Genomic DNA, 16,458 nt, shown 5'->3' on the forward strand with positions numbered 1-16,458 from the left:
AAATACAAATAATATAACATTCACATAAATATTTTTTAATTAATACAATCCAATGAATCTTAAATCAATCGGTTATGTACTAGGCATAGCTATTCTCGCCACAGCTTGCGACAAGTATAAGACAAAAGTTACTGAAAGTGGTCTGAAGTATCAGATTTTCGAGCACGATGATGCTGCCCGGAAAGCAAAACTTGGTGATATCATGTCATTCCACCTGGTTCTTAAAAACGGAGCTGACTCAACGCTACGTGATACTTACAAAGATAAAACTCCTGTAAAACTGGTTCTTCAGGCTCCTCCTTTTAAAGGAAGTTTCGAAGAAGGTTTGGCTATGCTTGCAGCCGGCGACAGCGCGAAATTCTTCATTAATGCAGATACACTTTTTGCAAAAATGATGCAGCCTTTGCCTCCAATGATCAAAAAAGGTTCAGAAATTACTTTTACAGTTAAAGTTTTGAGCGTTCTTACGTCTGAGGAATTCCAGAAACAACAGTCAGAAGCTGGTGTTAAACAGAAAGCAGTTGACGAAAAAGTGATCCAGGATTATCTTACAAAAAATAACCTGACTGCAAAAGCACAGCATACGGCTTCTGGTCTGTATTATGTTGATGATGTTGTTGGAACCGGCGAAGCTCCTACACAAGGCGATAACGTGAAAGTTCACTACACTGGTAAACTTTTGGACGGAAAAGTATTTGACAGTTCTAAAAATGCAGGAAAACCAATTGACTTCCAGGTTGGCGTTGGTATGGTTATCCCAGGTTGGGAAGAAGGAATTATGTCGATGAAAAAAGGCGGAAAACGCACTTTGATCATTCCCTCAGGATTAGCTTACGGTGTAGACGGATCACCAGGTGCAATTCCGGGAAATTCAGTATTGCTGTTTGATGTTGAATTGATCGACTTTACAAAAGGTGCTAAACCGGCAACACCTCCAATGCCTGCTCCAACGAGATAATTCGGGTAAGGATAGAAAATAATAGACGGCTGCTTCTTCTGAAGTGGCCGTTTTTTGTTAAACTGCATTTTCAAACCATTCTTATAAAAACACATAATGAAACTCTGTTTTGCAACCAATAATCAGCATAAACTGGAAGAAGTACAGGCGATGCTTGGAGATTCTTTTATTTTAACCACATTAAAAGAAATTGGCTGCGAAGAAGAAATCCCCGAAACGCACGATACCATTCCTGAAAACTCTTACGAAAAGGCTGAATTTGTCTGGAATAACTACGCAGTAAATTGTTTTGCTGATGACTCCGGACTTGAAATTGAGGCATTGGACGGCGCACCCGGCGTGCATTCTGCCTACTATGCGGGCCCTCAGCGCGATGCTGACGATAATATGGATCTTGTTATCAAAAACATGACGGGTAAAGATAATTTCAATGCAAGGTTTGTGGCAGTGATCACACTTGTCCTCGATGGAAAATTTTACCAGTTTGACGGGGAAATAAAAGGGAAAATTATTTTGGAAAAACGCGGAACCTATGGCTTCGGCTACAATCCGATTTTTATTCCCGAAGGCCATAACCGCACATTTGCTGAAATGACAATGGAAGAAAAGGGCGGTCTCAGCCACCGCGCCAGAGCTTTTGCCAAACTGGAAGAATTTTTAAAAAATTACACGATATAAATTCATCTGATTAACTAAAATCCCTAAAATATGTCGCACTTCAAGTCGAGCGAATTCCGCGTTGACGGCACAGAAAAATTTGATATCAAAAAAGCGAATACTAGCTTTAAGGATATCTATGACGATAAGGACGAATATGAATTGATGCTCGCTGATTTTGTCAAGGAAATGGACGAATTGCAGAGTAAAATGTATGCGCACAACCGTTACGGACTGCTCATAATTTTTCAGGCTATGGATGCTGCGGGAAAAGACGGAACAATCAAACACGTGCTCGCTGGTGTAAATCCCGTAGGTGTTAAAATTCACTCCTTTAAAAGACCATCAGAAACTGAACTTGGCCACGATTTTCTCTGGAGAACGAATAACTTACTGCCTCAGCGTGGTACAATTACAATTTTCAACCGCAGTTATTACGAAGAAGTACTGGTTGTGAAAGTTGATCCGACCATCCTGACAAATTCACAGAGACTGCCGGTGGAATTGACTCAGGATATGGATAAATTGTGGGATCAGCGTTATTCTGATATTAAAAATCTTGAAAAATACCTGTATCGTAACGGAATTCGCGTAATCAAGTTTTTCCTGAACGTTTCAAAAAAAGAACAGGCTGAACGCCTGATTGAACGGATTGAAGATCCAAATAAAAACTGGAAATTTGAGGAGCAGGACGTTAAAGTCCGCGATCACTGGGACGAATATATGGAGGCATATCAGGAAGCTATCAATGAAACAGCAACAAAAAAATCGCCCTGGTTTGTTGTTCCGGCTGATGACAAAAAGAATATGCGACTAATTGTGGGTAGTATAATTATTGAAGAATTGAAAAAAATGGATATGGATTATCCAGAAGTCAGTCCTGCAAGAGCAGAAGAGCTGCAACGTTTTATTGAGATAATTAAAAATCAGAACGAGGTGTAATTAATGCTTTTATATAACAAAACAGAGCCGGACATTTGCCCGGCTCTGTTTTTATTCGCAAACACTGTCAGAGTTATTATTTGATCGTGAAATTAGTTCCACCGATTTTATAACCTTCTGAATAAAGTTCTACACTGTATTTTCCAGGACGAAGCTGCGAGTTATCATAAAGCATCTCAACTTTCTGATTGTTGTTCTGGTAAGCAACTGATTCACGTGCTGTGAATTTAGAAGGCGCACCGTCAACTTCAAACTCTCCTGAACCTGTTGCGTCATTGGCAACCACTGCTCCTTGCGGATCAAGAACTCTTAAATAAATATCTTTTGATTCCTGTGCTGTAAGTGCATTTTCAGGTAGGTTGAAAACCAGTTTCAACTTATCAACTCTTTTAGCTTTGTATTCTTCTTTGTCTTTTGTTTTTCCTCTCGAATTAACGGTTAGTACTTTCAGGTTTTGCGCTTTCAGAGCTGCTGCCTGACTCACCTTTGCAGAAAGTTCTTTATTAACAGCGGTAAAGGTTACTACTGAATCCGATAATTCCGTTTGACGTTTAACCAACCTTTCACGTTCGCTAGTAAGCGTTCCTACGTGGGTACTAAGCGAATCATTTGAAGCTACCAATTGCTCGTTTTCAAGTTTAAGCTGAGCGATAACTTCGTCTTTTTCAACCAGGAATTTTTCGTATTCTTTGATCTTAGCAAGATATTTTCCAGTTTCAACTTTGTTGCTTCTTCTGAAAGCTGCTTTATCTGCTTCCAGCTGCGTTTTCATTTTGGTAAGCTCTGAAACATCTCCGCCCAACTTTTCGATTTCAGCAATTTTTGTGTCAAGAACTGTCGATATAGAATCAAGTTTTGTTTTAGTAAGTGCCAATTCTCTGGCCTTTTCTACAACCATTGATTCTTGTTGAGTCAATTCACTTTTCTGTGTTGTGAAAAGATAGCCAAACATGGCTGTCGCTAGACCCAGGACAACTACCATTGCCCATGCTATTGTTTGCTTGTTTTTTTGTTCTGGCTGCTGCATTGATAATAATTTAGGTTATGTAATGTTTGATTTATTTAGATTTCAGTTAAATTCTGAGAGTTCAATAAACAATATCATTCCCTAGCCTTTCAATCAACTGAAAATTATCAATAACAACTGAAAAATATATTTACACAAAACAAAAAACTGCGAATTCTTTAAAATTTGGCATATAATGAATTATTAAAGCAAATCACAGAATTTAACGCATCATGTAACAGGTAATTCATTCAAAGAAAAATCCTGAGGACACCACACACAAATTAGGGCAAAATAGGACAACTTGTAACATAGAATTTTAATGCTTTACTTTTGCGCTTACATCAAATTCTTTCTTCTCCATGGTAGCGAGTTTTTGATATCCTTTAATTATGTAATTTTCTAAATGCCACTTGCCGCCTTGAAATGATCCATGCATTTCTATATTTTTTTCCGATTGATATAGTTTGTTCTCAGAGCGTAATAAGGCCTGAATAACAACCGGCGTTCCGGATATTTTATCCATTTCTATTTTCAAATATCGTACAGGCAAACTTTCTTCTGTTTTTAGCTTATATAAAACTGTCAGAGAATCCGGTTTAGTAATTGCATAACTTTTGCTATACGCCGGCTTATTGATATCAGCCTGTATAAATAATTCCAGTTCCTTTTTCCAATCCATATTACGTGACGTCAGCGTTTCGTTTTTACCGGATACGCGCATGGTCTTGGTAACTTCCGGCTTTTCTTTATTGAGCGAGGAAACCTGCGATTCAATAAATCCTTTTAGATCATAATAAGTCATGACCTTACTTTCCCGCTCCTGCGCAGAGTCACAGCTGGTCAGAAAAAGTAAGACATATAGAATAGGGGTAAATAAGGAAAATTGAAAAGATGAAATTGTTACTTTATTATTCATATTTCTGTGAAGAAGCAAAATCGAAAATCTAACAGTTATAGCACAAAAAAATCAGAGAGCCTGATGCAGACTCTCTGACAAAAATAACACCTTTTATTGGCGTATAGTTTAAAGAATACTATTACCGGACATTTCCAGCGGTTTTTCAATCCCCATTAATTCGAGAATTGTCGGTGCCATATCAGCAAGTTTACCGTCTTTAATCGGTTTTTGATAATCATTGTCAACCAAAATACACGGAACCAGATTCAGCGAATGCGCCGTATTTGGTGACCCATCATCATTGGCCATATAATCAGAATTGCCATGATCTGCAATAATTATCGAAGTATATCCGTGTTCCAATCCGGTTGTCACAACTGATTGTACACACTGGTCAACCGTTTCGCAAGCTTTTACAGCAGCTTCAAAAACCCCGGTATGGCCCACCATATCCGCATTGGCAAAATTCAGACAAACAAAGTCAACCTCTTCTTTTATCAGCTCAGGAACGATCAGATCACGAAGACCAAAAGCAGACATTTCTGGTTGTAAATCATAAGTCGCCACTTTTGGAGAAGGACTTAACAAACGGCTTTCACCTTCAAACGGTTTTTCACGTCCACCGGAAAAGAAGAATGTTACGTGTGGATATTTTTCAGTTTCGGCAATGCGGATCTGTTTTTTACCGGCACCTTCCAAAACTTCTCCCAAAGTATTGTTAAGATTATCTTTGTCAAAAATGACAGATACACCTTTAAAGGTATCGTCATAATTAGTCATTGTAATGTAACGCAGGTTCAGTTTGTGCATATTCTGCTCATGAAAATCCTGCTGCGTAAGTGCTTCTGTTATTTCGCGCCCTCGATCTGTACGGAAGTTGAAACAAACAACTACATCGTTCTCTTCAATAACCGCAACCGGCGAACCATCTTCCTTTACAGCAATAATCGGCTGGATAAATTCATCCGACACGCCTGCTTCGTAAGATTCCTCAATTGCTGCCAAAATGCCGTCCGCTTTTACATGTTTACCTTCGCCTAAAACCATGGCATCGTAAGCAAGTTTCACACGTTCCCAGCGTTTGTCACGGTCCATTGCGTAATAGCGACCTGTAACGCTTGCAATTTGCCCGGTTGAAGATGTCATGGTTTCCTGCAACTCCGTAAGAAAACCCAGACCACTTTTTGGATCTGTGTCACGGCCATCCGTAAAAGCATGAACAAATACATTGCTTAAACCCTTATCAGCCGCGATTTTGCAAAGCCCTTTTACGTGATCAATATGAGAATGCACACCACCATCAGAAACCAATCCGATGAAGTGTACCTTTTTATTATTTTCTTTTGCAAAAGTAAATGCATCTACCAATACCGGTTCGTTGGCCAGTGTTCCCGAAGAAACCGCCAGATTTATCTTTACCAGATCCTGATAAACAACACGGCCGGCACCCAGATTGGTATGTCCAACTTCCGAGTTACCCATTTGACCATCCGGCAAACCAACGGCCAGGCCGCTTGCTTCCAGTTTACTATGAGGATATTTTGTTAATATGCTGTCGTAAAATGGAGTGTTGGCAGCTAAAACCGCTGAACGATTTTCCTCTCCGGCCTTGGCGATTCCCCAGCCGTCCATGATGATAAGAATTACTTTTTTTCCCAATTTCGTACTTGTTTAAAATTCCTGCTTTATATTAATTAGCTGACACCAGATTACCGGGCTTAATTTTCCTGATAATTTTTCTCTTTTGTCAATCCATGTTTTTCTATCAAAAAATCTAAAAAAGCATTTCCGCTGCGTTCAACAATTTCATATACATTGTCAAAGGCCGGAAGCTCTTCGTAATAAGGATCTGGCACAATAACGGCCTCACCTCGCTCAGGATCGAACATTCTGTATAAATATAACTGATCTTCGGGCAAATAAAATCCATGCGCACGGAAGCTTTCCTTTCGAATATTTTCGAAATTGGATTTGTCCATGGCCATGATATAGTTGAAATTTATAAAATCCTCGAAAGAAAGTTGTCTTGCCTGGTGTGTCAGTGTGATGCCATGAGACAATGCTACTTTTCTCATGCGCTTATCCGGTAAGCTGCCAATATGATAAGCTCCCGTACCGGCAGAATCGCATTGGATAATATGATCTAGTCCCTTTTCATTAACAAGTGCTTTAAAAACGCCTTCTGCAATGGGAGACCGGCAAATATTCCCTAAACAAATAAAAAGTACGTTAATCAAGGCGCAGGAGTGATATTGGTTAATGTTTGAAGAATAGCTAAAAATTACTCTTCCTGTTTACTTTCAATGGGCTGGTTGTTTTCATCTACGATTACATAAACATCTTCATGCGGTTTGCGCATCAGATATTTTTCTCTTGCCCATTTTTCAAGCATTTTAGGCGTACCGAATACTTCGTTACGCTCTTTTTTAACTTGTTTAATTTTATCTTCCAGGATTACTTTTTCCTTTTCCAGCTCTTTCATTTTGACACGGTTTGACAAAACTACTTTGAGATTATTGTTATCCAAAAACAAAATCCAGACAAGCCATACCACAAATGTTGCGGTATAGAATTTGCGCATGTGCGGTATAAGACTTTTAAAATCGATCATGCCGGGAAAAGAGAAAACCGGAGCCTGAGCTCCGGTTTTATTAAACTTAAATTAGAATTTCAATCCTGGGAAGTAAGCGCTTTCTCCCAATTCCTCTTCAATACGAAGAAGCTGGTTGTATTTCGCCATACGGTCAGAACGGGAAGCAGAACCAGTTTTGATCTGTCCTGTGTTCAACGCTACTGCAAGGTCAGCAATTGTAGAATCCTCAGTTTCACCAGAACGGTGAGACATGATTGTTTTGTAACTGTTTCTTTTTGCAAGGTTTACAGTATCAATTGTTTCAGTCAAAGAACCGATCTGGTTTACTTTAACCAAAATAGCGTTAGCGATCTGAGATTCGATTCCCTGTTGTAGACGCGTTACGTTTGTTACGAACAAATCATCTCCTACTAACTGACATTTAGAACCAACTGATTCAGTAAGTGTTTTCCAACCTGCCCAGTCATCTTCGTCCATACCATCTTCGATCGAGATAATTGGATATTTAGCAACCCACTGAGTCCAGTAGTCAGCCATTTCAGGAGATGTCAGTTTACGGCCATCTGATTTTTTGAAGTGGTAGAAACCATCTTCGTAGAATTCAGAAACGGCAGCATCCATAGCGATGAAAATATCTTCGCCTGGTTTGTAACCTGCTTTTTCGATCGCCTGAATAACGATTTCGATCGCTTCTTCATTTGATTTAATGTTTGGAGCAAAACCACCTTCGTCACCAACGTTAGTAGAATATCCTTTGCTTTTCAATACAGTTTTCAAAGTGTGGAACACTTCAACACCCATACGAAGAGACTCAGAGAAAGTATCAGCTTTCGCAGGAAGGATCATAAATTCCTGGAAATCGATTGAGTTATCTGCATGGCTACCACCGTTCAAAATGTTCATCATCGGAACCGGAAGTGTGTTTGCATTAACACCACCGATGTAACGGTACAAAGGAAGACCAGCTTCCTGTGCCGCAGCTTTGGCAACTGCCAGAGAAACACCAAGGATTGCGTTAGCACCCAGCTTGCTTTTGTTTGGCGTACCATCCAATTCAAGCATTATTTTATCAATCAGGTTTTGTTCGAAAACAGAAGCGCCGATCAATTCAGGGAAAATGATATCGTTAACATTTTCAACAGCTTTCAAAACTCCTTTTCCAACGTAAACGCTCTTGTCGTCATCGCGAAGTTCTACTGCTTCGTGTTTACCGGTTGATGCTCCGGACGGCACCGCAGCGCGTCCTAAATAACCATTTTCGGTACGAATATCTACTTCTACTGTAGGGTTTCCTCTTGAATCCAGAATTTGTCTTGCATGTACTGACTGAATCGTACTCATTTGCAGCTTTGGGTTTGATTTGAAATTGGATATATTAACGGTACAAAATAACACAAAAAAAATGTCATACGTGAGCCGGCAATCTATTTTAAGGTAAATTTACATTATCATAGAATTAAATTTTATAACATGAAAAGTATTCTCATATCATTTCTGGGCATATTGCTAACTGGCTCCGCTGTACTGGCGCAGACCCAGTTATCTACAAATGATTTTCAAAATAAGCTGAATGCGACCAAACAGGCGCAATTGCTGGATGTTAGAACACCCGAGGAATTTGGCCAGGGGCATTTGGAAAGTGCAGAAAATATCGATTACAGAAATGCTGCGTTTAAAGAAAAGGTTGAAAAACTTGATAAAAATAAACCGGTATTTGTTTATTGCCTTTCCGGCGGACGCAGTTCAGCAGCGGCCAAAGTCCTTCATGAAAAAGGTTTTACCGATATTTATGAAATGCAGGGTGGTTTTATGAAATGGACTTCATCCGGCAAATTGATCGATGCACCAAAGGATGCAAGTGCCGTGAATAAGGGAATGAGCACAGCGGATTTCAAAAGACTTATAAGCTCTGATAAACTGGTTATGGTCGATTTTTACGCAACGTGGTGTGCTCCCTGTATCAAAATGCTTCCAACAGTGCATAAGCTGGCAGAAGAATATAAGTCAAAAGCTAACATTGAAACAATCCACTACGACCAGAATAAAGCACTGGCAAAGGAGCTTGGTATTGATGAAATTCCTGCGTTTCTGTTTTACAAAAAAGGAAAATTGATTCTTCGGAAAAATGGGTTGATGGAAGAAGCAGAGTTTAAAAAGTTGATTGATGAAAATATTTAAATTATTATTCAACACCAAAAAATCCCGCCGAATTTCGACGGGATTTTTTGGTGTATTTCTATTTTAATTCTAAACCTCTGACAGAAGCTTGGCAAACTCGTCAAATAAGTAACGCGAATCATGCGGTCCTGGTGAAGCTTCCGGGTGATATTGTACCGAGAACGCTGGATAATCTTTACGACGAATTCCTTCAATCGTTTTATCATTCAGGTTAACGTGGGTAATCTCAACGTCCGGGTGACTCTGGATTTCGTCAGGATTAACAGCAAAACCATGATTTTGAGATGTGATCTCGCACATACCCGTGATCAGGTTTTTAACCGGATGATTTAAACCACGGTGGCCATGGTGCATTTTATATGTATTAATTCCGCTTGAAAGCGCCAGCAACTGGTGACCAAGACAAATACCAAACAATGGCTTGCCTGTTTTCACCATTTCGTCCACTGTCTTTATTGCGTAAGGCATCGCTGATGGATCGCCGGGTCCGTTGGAGATAAAAAATCCGTCCGGGTTCCAGCTCATTACTTCTTCGAAAGACGCCTGTGCAGGAAAAACCTTGCAGTAACATCCGCGCTGTGTAAGATTATTCAGAATGCTTTTCTTGATACCATAATCCATTACCGCAATTCTCCATTTGCTTCCAGCTTCCGTGCCCATGAAATAAGGCGTGTCCGTGGTTACAAGGGACGATAATTCAAGACCATCCATGGAAGGCACTTTGTGCAATTCGTCCATCAATTCTTTTTCATCCAAGATCTGGGATGAAATAATGGCGTTCATTACTCCTTTTTCACGAACGTGGCGAACAATATGTCTGGTGTCAACATTACTAACACCAACAATTTTCGCCCTTTCAAAATATTCTTGAAGAGAATAATCAGCTGTATCCCGTGAATAAATCGTAGAGAAGGTATTGCATACCATTCCTTTGATTTTTACTGAACTTGATTCTTCTTCATCTTCCAGCTGAACACCATAATTTCCGATGTGGGAATTGGTGTTAACTATGATTTGTCCAAAATAGGAAGGGTCAGTATAAATTTCCTGATACCCCGTCATTCCCGTGTTAAAGCAGATCTCGCCACCGGTTGTGCCGTCTATCCCTAAAGCTAACCCTCTATATGCTGTTCCGTCTTCCAGCAGTAATAAAGCCTCTTTCTTTTGATTCATATATGGTTAAATCGATTTGCTAATTATAACGCTCTTACTGATAAAGCAGTTCAATTCATGCACAGTAAGAAACAAAGCACCATCTTGCTATTAAATTTGGCGCTGCAAAAGTATATATTTTTAGTCAAAAAAAAGGGTTAAACGAAAACGTTTAACCCTTTTAATTAATATTTATCGGATGCTTTCCACAAAACTATTCGCTTTTAGCATCTTCTTGAGATTCATCAGACTCAGCTTTTGGAGCTTCTGGTGTTTCGTCTTCAGCTACGATCGGGAAATCAGCTTTCGGCGCAGCTGGTGCTGCTTCTACTGCTGATGTTTCTGATCCGCCTTCTTTCTTACCACCACGACGGCTACGACGAGTTTTCACAGGTTTGTCTGCGTTAGCAAGTAGTAATGCATCGTTGAAATCAACAAGTTCCATCAAAGACATTTCAGCAGCATCACCCAAACGGTTACCCAATTTGATGATACGCGTGTATCCGCCCGGACGGTCAGCAATTTTATCAGAAATAGTACCAAAAAGTTCTTTAACTGATTCTTTGTCGTTCAAATAACCAAAGATCACACGACGATTGTGGGTCGTATCTTCTTTCGCGCGAGTTAACAAAGGCTCAACAAACTTTTTAAGTTCTTTCGCTTTTGCAAGCGTTGTCTCAATTCTTTTGTGAAGAATCAACGAGGAAGCCATATTCGCAAGCATTGCTTTTCTGTGTGAATGCGTTCTTCCCAGGTGATTTACTTTTCTTCCGTGTCTCATTTTGTTTTTGTTTAGTTGCTTCGAGCTGCGCATTGCTACGCGCTACAGAATACATACTTATTATGGAATTTATTTTATTCTTCGTCCAAACGATATTTGGCAACATCCATTCCAAATACGAGTTGTTTGTCAGCAACAAGTTGCTCCAACTCAGTCAGAGATTTTTTACCGAAGTTACGGAACTTCATCATGTCCGAAATTTCAAGTCTTACTAAATCACCCAAAGATTTCACGTCAGCTGATTTCAAACAGTTGTATGCACGAACTGAAAGATCCAACTCTGACAATGAAGTTTTAAGCAATTTCCTCATACGCAACATTTCTTCATCAACCTGATTATCTTCTTCGGCTTTCTGTTTCTCAAACGTCATCGTCTGATCAGAGAATAGCATAAAGTGTTGAATCAAAATATTCGCAGCTCCTTTAAGAGCATCTTCCGGGTGGATTGACCCATCAGTTTGAATATCAATTAAAAGACGTTCGTAATCGGTACGTTGTTCAACACGCGTATTTTCAACGCTGTATTTAACATTTTTAATCGGCGTATAGATCGAGTCCATTGCGATGTATCCGAAAGGCAATTCATTTGCTCTTGGCTCATCAGCAGGAACGTATCCTCTTCCTTTATCCAACAAAAGTTCCATTTCGAACTCCTTGTTGTCGTCAATATGACAAATTACTTGATCAGGATTTAAAACTTCGAAAGCGCTGGTAAACTTGCTGATGTCACCGGCTGTGATAACCGAAACATTTTTAAGATTAACAACTATTCTGCTTTCGTTTAAATCCGATACTTTTTTAAATCGAACCATCTTAAGGTTCAGGATGATTTCTGTTACATCCTCAACAATACCTTCAATGGACGAAAATTCATGAAGAACACCAGGGAACTTCACGCTCGTGATGGCATAGCCTTCCAAAGATGAAAGAAGAATCCTGCGTAACGCATTACCGATTGTTACGCCATACCCTTTCTCTAAAGGCTTAAATTCAAACAACCCGTGAAAGTCGTCTGCTTTTTCCATGACGACCTTATCAGGCATTTGGAAAGCTAATATTGACATAGTCCTTGCTCCTTTTATAGTAGTAAATGATAGTTGATCACGCTACCGTTACCTTTGCGATCGCAAATATTGCCGTTTTTCGGCTACAAGCACGCTCCAAGACTGAAGCGTGCTCATAAAATTTTGAAGATTACTTATTATTTCGAGTACAACTCAACGATAAGTTGCTCGTTGATGTTTTCAGGAATCTGCTCGCGGTCAGGGAAAGTTATGAACTTACCTGAAAGCTCTTGTCCATTCCATTCCAACCAGTTGAATCCTTTTGAACTGTGGCCAGCTAAGCTTTCCGAAACAGCTTCAAGAGATTTAGATTTTTCACGAACTGTAACAGTTTGTCCAGGACGTAAAGAATAGGAAGGAATGTTAACGATTTCTCCATCAACAAGGATGTGTTTGTGAGAAACCAGCTGACGAGCTGCACGTCTTGTAGGTGCGATACCTAAACGATAAACTGTGTTATCAAGACGAGCTTCGCAGAAACGAAGTAAGTTTTCACCAGTAAGACCTTCTTTTACAGACGCTTTTTCGAATAGATTACGAAACTGTCTTTCAAGAATACCGTAGATAAACTTAACTTTTTGCTTTTCCATTAATTGTAAAGCGTATTCCGATTTTTTGGAACGACGACCCTTTCCGTGTACTCCGGGTGGGTAATTTTTCTTTGCAAGTGCTTTGCTAGGGCCTAAAATTGGTTCTCCGTAGCGTCTTGCAATCTTTGATTTGGGACCTGTGTAACGAGCCATTTGATACTAATTGTTTGTAATGTTAATGATAACCATTCTGTAACCCCAGTGTCCAAATTACGAATGAAGGAATCATTGGATAAAAAATAAACTAAACTCTTCTTCTTTTCGGAGGACGACATCCGTTGTGAGGAAGTGGAGTAATATCACGAATCGTGGTTACTTCAATTCCTGCATTCTGAATCGTACGGATTGCCGACTCACGACCTGAACCAGGTCCTTTAACAAAAATTTCAGCTTTACGCATTCCAAGATCAAACGCAACCTGAGCACAGTTCTGTGCCGCAGTCTGTGCTGCATAAGGTGTGTTTTTCTTAGAACCACGGAATCCCATTTTACCAGCCGAAGCCCATGAGATCACCTGTCCATTGCTGTTAGTGATAGAGATGATGATGTTGTTGAAAGAAGCTCTGATGTGTACCTGACCCACCGATTCTACTACAACAACTCTCTTCTTTGCCTTGTCTTTTCTTTTATTTTGTGCCATTGCTTATGGAATAAGATGTGGCTGTGATGCCACACTCATTGTTTATTTAGTAGCCTTTTTCTTGTTCGCGATTGTCTTGCGTTTACCCTTACGAGTACGAGAGTTATTCTTGGTTCTCTGTCCGCGCAATGGCAATCCCTTACGATGACGAAGGCCACGGTAACAAGCAATATCCATTAAGCGTTTGATACTCAATTGAACCTCCGACTTTAGTGCTCCCTCTACTTTATATTCGCCTGTAATTACAGAACGAATAGCCCCTGACTCTTCATCTGACCAGTCAAGTACCTTTTTATCCAGATCCACACCTGCTTTGTCCAGAATTTTCTTCGCAGTACTGCGACCAATTCCAAAAATGTAAGTTAAGGCAATTTCGCCTCTTTTACGGTCGGGGATATCAACTCCTGAAATACGTGCCATAATTATTAACCTTGTCTTTGTTTATACCGTGGGTTCTTCTTATTAATTACGTAGACCTTACCCTTCCGGCGTATGACTTTGCAGTCTACACTGCGCTTTTTTACTGATGCTTTAACTTTCATGTTACTTACAATAGTTATTTCCTAAACTAATCTATTCAAATTCTTAGCTTATTTGTATCGGTATACAATTCTCGCTTTTGATAAGTCGTATGGAGACATTTCAAGCTTTACACGGTCGCCAGGTAAAATTTTAATATAGTGCATCCTCATTTTACCTGAAATGTGTGCTATTACTTCGTGCTTATTTTCCAATACTACACGAAACATTGCATTTGAGAGTGCTTCTAAAATGACTCCGTCTTGTTCAATTGATGCTTGTTTTGCCATTCGTAGCTTTTATTACTTTACTTCAACCATTAGGCTGGTATTCGCCGTGACTTGTTCTATATAATCAAAAGTGGTAAGAATTTCAGCTTTTCCTTTACGCACTACAACCGTATGTTCAAAATGAGCTGAGTATTTACGATCCGTTGTCCTGATTGTCCAGCCGTCTTTTTCCTGCATAACTGACTTAGTACCTAAGTTAATCATCGGTTCGATCGCCAGGACCATTCCCTCTTTCAAACGTAATCCCTTTCCTCTTTTTCCGTAATTAGGAACTTCCGGTGCTTCGTGGAGTTCTCTTCCCACGCCATGGCCAACAAGTTCGCGAACGACGGTGTAACCTTTTTGTTCACAATAATGCTGTACTGCAAATCCGATATCGCCTACTCTTAATCCGTCAACTGCCTGCTCAATTCCCTTATAAAGAGATTTTTTGGTTGCAGTTAAAAGATCCATTACCTCTTTCGATACTTCACCCACAGGATATGTATAAGCACTGTCGCTGTGGAATCCATTTAACTTAACACCGCAATCAATTGAAACAATGTCTCCGTCTTTTAGTTCATAATTCCCGGGAATACCGTGAACTACAACTTCATTTACAGACATACAAAGTGAAGCAGGGAAATTGTTGAAGCCTTTGAACGAAGGTATTCCTCCAAAACTTCTTATATAATCCTCAGCGATTGTGTCAAGCTTTTTAGTTGTGATACCTGGTTTAACCCATTGCGCCACTTCGGCATGTGCCTTACCTAAAACCTGAGCACTTTCTTTAATGAGGTTTATTTCCTCCTCTGTTTTCAAATAGATCATTCCAAATCAGATAGCGACACTTTCAGTCCTACCTTTTACACGTCCTGATTTCATTAGCCCCTCATATCTCCGCATCAACAGGTAACTTTCAACTTGTTGCAATGTATCCAGAACAACACCTACCATGATAAGTAAAGATGTCCCACCGAAGAAGTGCGCAAAGTCTGTTGACACACCAACCATACTTGCAAAAGCAGGCAGGATAGCTACCAGCGCCAACATAAGTGAACCAGGGAAGGTAATGCGATCTAATACAGAACTGATATATTCAGAAGTCTGCTGACCCGGTTTCACACCTGGAATAAAACCACCTCCTCTTTTCATATCATCTGCAATTTGCTGCGGATTAACCGAGATTGCAGTATAGAAAAAAGTAAAGACGATGATAAGAAATGCAAACAACAAATTGTATTGCCAGGTTGTATAGTTTGCAAAAATCGTGGCTACGTTACTGGCGAAGTCACTTTTTTCAGCAAAGTATGACGCTCCAAGAGAAGGAATAAACATCAGGGCCTGTGCAAAAATAATTGGCATAACACCTGCTGCATTCAATTTCAATGGAAGGTATTGACGCTGGCCACCCATAACCCGGTTACCAACTACCTGTTTTGCGTATTGTATCGGTATACGGCGAACTGCTTGTGTTAACATCACAGCACCCATGATTACGAAATACAAGGCTACAATTTCTAATACGAAAAGCAGAATTCCGCCCGTTCCTCTTGATTGAAATTCTTTAAGAATCGCACCCGGAAAACGGGAAACAATACCAATCATAATCAACATCGAGATACCATTTCCTACACCTTTATCAGTAATACGCTCCCCCAGCCACATACAGAACATAGTGCCGGCTGCAAGAACAAAAACTGATGATATAGAAAACAAGCTGCGGGAAACAAGCAATGCTTCATCAGGAACAGTTGTATTCAAATACGCTGTTCCTTGTACCAGTGTCACAACAATCGTCAGAACCCTTGTAATTTGATTTAACTTCTTACGCCCTGACTCTCCTTCTTTTTGCATCTTCTGGAAATACGGCAACGCCATAGTCAGAAGCTGAATAGCAATGGAAGCAGAAATGTAAGGCATGATACCAAGTGCAAAGATGGAAGCTTTACTAAAAGCTCCACCTAAGAAAGTATCAAGAAGACCTAATAAACCCTGTGATGAAAAATTCATCTGATCCGGTTCTACACCAGGCAAAGCTACATAAGACCCTAAACGGAATATTGTTATAAACAAAAGAGTGTTGAGAATTCTGGTTCTCAACTCCTCAATCGAAAATATATGTTTTATCGTCTCAAAAAATCGTTTCATGTTATGGGGCTTACATTATCTGTTCGATAATCAAACATACACGGTTTAGAACTGAAC

At 39.8% G+C, this 16,458-nt stretch carries 20 protein-coding genes; 4 read left to right on the forward strand and 16 right to left on the reverse strand.

Annotated features, from left to right (window positions below; genetic code table 11):
* Positions 1 to 52 precede the first annotated feature (52 nt).
* The 3 genes from LXL81_RS17125 (at position 53) to LXL81_RS17135 (ending at position 2,557) form a co-directional block, all read left to right on the forward strand.
* Positions 53 to 958, forward strand: coding sequence for an FKBP-type peptidyl-prolyl cis-trans isomerase (locus LXL81_RS17125; protein ID WP_234648021.1), 906 nt, complete (start codon positions 53 to 55; stop codon positions 956 to 958).
* Between the two features lie 96 nt (positions 959 to 1,054).
* Positions 1,055 to 1,636, forward strand: a complete 582-nt coding sequence (rdgB, locus tag LXL81_RS17130; protein WP_234648022.1) for an RdgB/HAM1 family non-canonical purine NTP pyrophosphatase — start codon at positions 1,055 to 1,057, stop codon at positions 1,634 to 1,636.
* Positions 1,637 to 1,666: 30 nt separating this feature from the next.
* Positions 1,667 to 2,557 (forward strand): polyphosphate kinase 2 family protein, encoded by an 891-nt coding sequence (locus LXL81_RS17135; protein ID WP_234648023.1) that lies wholly within the window; start codon positions 1,667 to 1,669, stop codon positions 2,555 to 2,557.
* A 76-nt stretch (positions 2,558 to 2,633) separates the two neighbouring features.
* On the opposite strand, the gene LXL81_RS17140 is transcribed toward LXL81_RS17135, so the two are convergent.
* From LXL81_RS17140 to eno, 6 genes are all read right to left on the reverse strand, one after another.
* Positions 2,634 to 3,584, reverse strand: coding sequence for a hypothetical protein (locus LXL81_RS17140; RefSeq protein WP_234648024.1), 951 nt, complete (start codon positions 3,582 to 3,584; stop codon positions 2,634 to 2,636).
* 298 nt (positions 3,585 to 3,882) lie between these two features.
* Positions 3,883 to 4,482 carry a hypothetical protein gene (locus tag LXL81_RS17145; protein ID WP_234648025.1) on the reverse strand — a complete coding sequence of 200 codons (600 nt, stop codon included), beginning with the start codon at positions 4,480 to 4,482 and terminating at the stop codon, positions 3,883 to 3,885.
* Between the two features lie 108 nt (positions 4,483 to 4,590).
* Complete coding sequence (gene gpmI / locus LXL81_RS17150) at positions 4,591 to 6,123, reverse strand: 2,3-bisphosphoglycerate-independent phosphoglycerate mutase (RefSeq protein ID WP_234648026.1); 1,533 nt, start codon at positions 6,121 to 6,123, stop codon at positions 4,591 to 4,593.
* Positions 6,124 to 6,182: 59 nt separating this feature from the next.
* Positions 6,183 to 6,701, reverse strand: a complete 519-nt coding sequence (locus tag LXL81_RS17155; RefSeq protein WP_234648027.1) for a low molecular weight protein-tyrosine-phosphatase — start codon at positions 6,699 to 6,701, stop codon at positions 6,183 to 6,185.
* A gap of 44 nt (positions 6,702 to 6,745) precedes the next feature.
* The gene (locus LXL81_RS17160; RefSeq protein WP_234648028.1) at positions 6,746 to 7,045 is read right to left on the reverse strand and encodes a septum formation initiator family protein; all 300 of its coding nucleotides are present in this window, start codon (positions 7,043 to 7,045) and stop codon (positions 6,746 to 6,748) included.
* Between the two features lie 81 nt (positions 7,046 to 7,126).
* Positions 7,127 to 8,398, reverse strand: a complete 1,272-nt coding sequence (gene eno, locus LXL81_RS17165) for a phosphopyruvate hydratase (RefSeq protein ID WP_234648029.1) — start codon at positions 8,396 to 8,398, stop codon at positions 7,127 to 7,129.
* A gap of 129 nt (positions 8,399 to 8,527) precedes the next feature.
* Here eno and LXL81_RS17170 point away from each other — a divergent pair, with 129 nt between their 5' ends.
* A complete protein-coding gene (locus LXL81_RS17170) occupies positions 8,528 to 9,235 on the forward strand; it encodes a thioredoxin domain-containing protein (RefSeq protein ID WP_234648030.1) in 708 nt (235 codons plus the stop codon).
* Between the two features lie 69 nt (positions 9,236 to 9,304).
* Here LXL81_RS17170 and carA read toward each other — a convergent pair whose 3' ends face one another.
* The 10 genes from carA to secY all read right to left on the reverse strand — a co-directional run bounded on the left by carA (position 9,305) and on the right by secY (position 16,401).
* Positions 9,305 to 10,408, reverse strand: a complete 1,104-nt coding sequence (gene carA, locus LXL81_RS17175; protein ID WP_234648031.1) for a glutamine-hydrolyzing carbamoyl-phosphate synthase small subunit — start codon at positions 10,406 to 10,408, stop codon at positions 9,305 to 9,307.
* Between the two features lie 193 nt (positions 10,409 to 10,601).
* Positions 10,602 to 11,168, reverse strand: a complete 567-nt coding sequence (gene rplQ / locus LXL81_RS17180; RefSeq protein WP_234648032.1) for a 50S ribosomal protein L17 — start codon at positions 11,166 to 11,168, stop codon at positions 10,602 to 10,604.
* A gap of 74 nt (positions 11,169 to 11,242) precedes the next feature.
* Positions 11,243 to 12,232: a DNA-directed RNA polymerase subunit alpha gene (locus tag LXL81_RS17185; RefSeq protein ID WP_090341206.1), complete on the reverse strand. Its 990-nt coding sequence runs from the start codon at positions 12,230 to 12,232 to the stop codon at positions 11,243 to 11,245.
* A 137-nt stretch (positions 12,233 to 12,369) separates the two neighbouring features.
* Positions 12,370 to 12,975: a 30S ribosomal protein S4 gene (gene rpsD, locus LXL81_RS17190; protein ID WP_159469530.1), complete on the reverse strand. Its 606-nt coding sequence runs from the start codon at positions 12,973 to 12,975 to the stop codon at positions 12,370 to 12,372.
* Positions 12,976 to 13,066: 91 nt separating this feature from the next.
* Positions 13,067 to 13,462: a 30S ribosomal protein S11 gene (rpsK, locus tag LXL81_RS17195; protein ID WP_159469528.1), complete on the reverse strand. Its 396-nt coding sequence runs from the start codon at positions 13,460 to 13,462 to the stop codon at positions 13,067 to 13,069.
* A 42-nt stretch (positions 13,463 to 13,504) separates the two neighbouring features.
* On the reverse strand, positions 13,505 to 13,882 hold the full coding sequence (gene rpsM, locus LXL81_RS17200; RefSeq protein WP_234648033.1) for a 30S ribosomal protein S13: 378 nt from the start codon (positions 13,880 to 13,882) through the stop codon (positions 13,505 to 13,507).
* Positions 13,883 to 13,887: 5 nt separating this feature from the next.
* A complete protein-coding gene (gene rpmJ / locus LXL81_RS17205) occupies positions 13,888 to 14,004 on the reverse strand; it encodes a 50S ribosomal protein L36 (RefSeq protein WP_090341197.1) in 117 nt (38 codons plus the stop codon).
* A gap of 48 nt (positions 14,005 to 14,052) precedes the next feature.
* Complete coding sequence (infA, locus tag LXL81_RS17210; RefSeq protein ID WP_090341195.1) at positions 14,053 to 14,271, reverse strand: translation initiation factor IF-1; 219 nt, start codon at positions 14,269 to 14,271, stop codon at positions 14,053 to 14,055.
* 12 nt (positions 14,272 to 14,283) lie between these two features.
* Entirely contained in the window at positions 14,284 to 15,081 is a 798-nt protein-coding gene (map, locus tag LXL81_RS17215; protein ID WP_234648034.1) for a type I methionyl aminopeptidase, read from the reverse strand.
* A gap of 6 nt (positions 15,082 to 15,087) precedes the next feature.
* Positions 15,088 to 16,401 (reverse strand): preprotein translocase subunit SecY, encoded by a 1,314-nt coding sequence (gene secY, locus LXL81_RS17220; RefSeq protein ID WP_090341193.1) that lies wholly within the window; start codon positions 16,399 to 16,401, stop codon positions 15,088 to 15,090.
* Positions 16,402 to 16,458 lie beyond the last annotated feature (57 nt).

The sequence above is a fragment of the Dyadobacter sp. CY356 genome (assembly GCF_021440195.1).
In the GTDB taxonomy this organism is placed as follows: Bacteria; Bacteroidota; Bacteroidia; order Cytophagales; family Spirosomataceae; genus Dyadobacter.

Coding starts and splice junctions, on each gene's coding strand:
- LXL81_RS17125 (WP_234648021.1), top strand. CDS start 53: ATGAATCTTAAATCAATCGGTTATGTACTAGGCATAGCTATTCTCGCC.
- rdgB (WP_234648022.1), top strand. CDS start 1,055: ATGAAACTCTGTTTTGCAACCAATAATCAGCATAAACTGGAAGAAGTA.
- LXL81_RS17135 (WP_234648023.1), top strand. CDS start 1,667: ATGTCGCACTTCAAGTCGAGCGAATTCCGCGTTGACGGCACAGAAAAA.
- LXL81_RS17140 (WP_234648024.1), bottom strand. CDS start 3,584: ATGCAGCAGCCAGAACAAAAAAACAAGCAAACAATAGCATGGGCAATG.
- LXL81_RS17145 (WP_234648025.1), bottom strand. CDS start 4,482: ATGAATAATAAAGTAACAATTTCATCTTTTCAATTTTCCTTATTTACC.
- LXL81_RS17160 (WP_234648028.1), bottom strand. CDS start 7,045: ATGCGCAAATTCTATACCGCAACATTTGTGGTATGGCTTGTCTGGATT.
- eno (WP_234648029.1), bottom strand. CDS start 8,398: ATGAGTACGATTCAGTCAGTACATGCAAGACAAATTCTGGATTCAAGA.
- LXL81_RS17170 (WP_234648030.1), top strand. CDS start 8,528: ATGAAAAGTATTCTCATATCATTTCTGGGCATATTGCTAACTGGCTCC.
- carA (WP_234648031.1), bottom strand. CDS start 10,408: ATGAATCAAAAGAAAGAGGCTTTATTACTGCTGGAAGACGGAACAGCA.
- rplQ (WP_234648032.1), bottom strand. CDS start 11,168: ATGAGACACGGAAGAAAAGTAAATCACCTGGGAAGAACGCATTCACAC.
- LXL81_RS17185 (WP_090341206.1), bottom strand. CDS start 12,232: ATGTCAATATTAGCTTTCCAAATGCCTGATAAGGTCGTCATGGAAAAA.
- rpsD (WP_159469530.1), bottom strand. CDS start 12,975: ATGGCTCGTTACACAGGTCCCAAATCAAAGATTGCAAGACGCTACGGA.
- rpsK (WP_159469528.1), bottom strand. CDS start 13,462: ATGGCACAAAATAAAAGAAAAGACAAGGCAAAGAAGAGAGTTGTTGTA.
- rpsM (WP_234648033.1), bottom strand. CDS start 13,882: ATGGCACGTATTTCAGGAGTTGATATCCCCGACCGTAAAAGAGGCGAA.
- rpmJ (WP_090341197.1), bottom strand. CDS start 14,004: ATGAAAGTTAAAGCATCAGTAAAAAAGCGCAGTGTAGACTGCAAAGTC.
- infA (WP_090341195.1), bottom strand. CDS start 14,271: ATGGCAAAACAAGCATCAATTGAACAAGACGGAGTCATTTTAGAAGCA.
- map (WP_234648034.1), bottom strand. CDS start 15,081: ATGATCTATTTGAAAACAGAGGAGGAAATAAACCTCATTAAAGAAAGT.
- secY (WP_090341193.1), bottom strand. CDS start 16,401: ATGAAACGATTTTTTGAGACGATAAAACATATATTTTCGATTGAGGAG.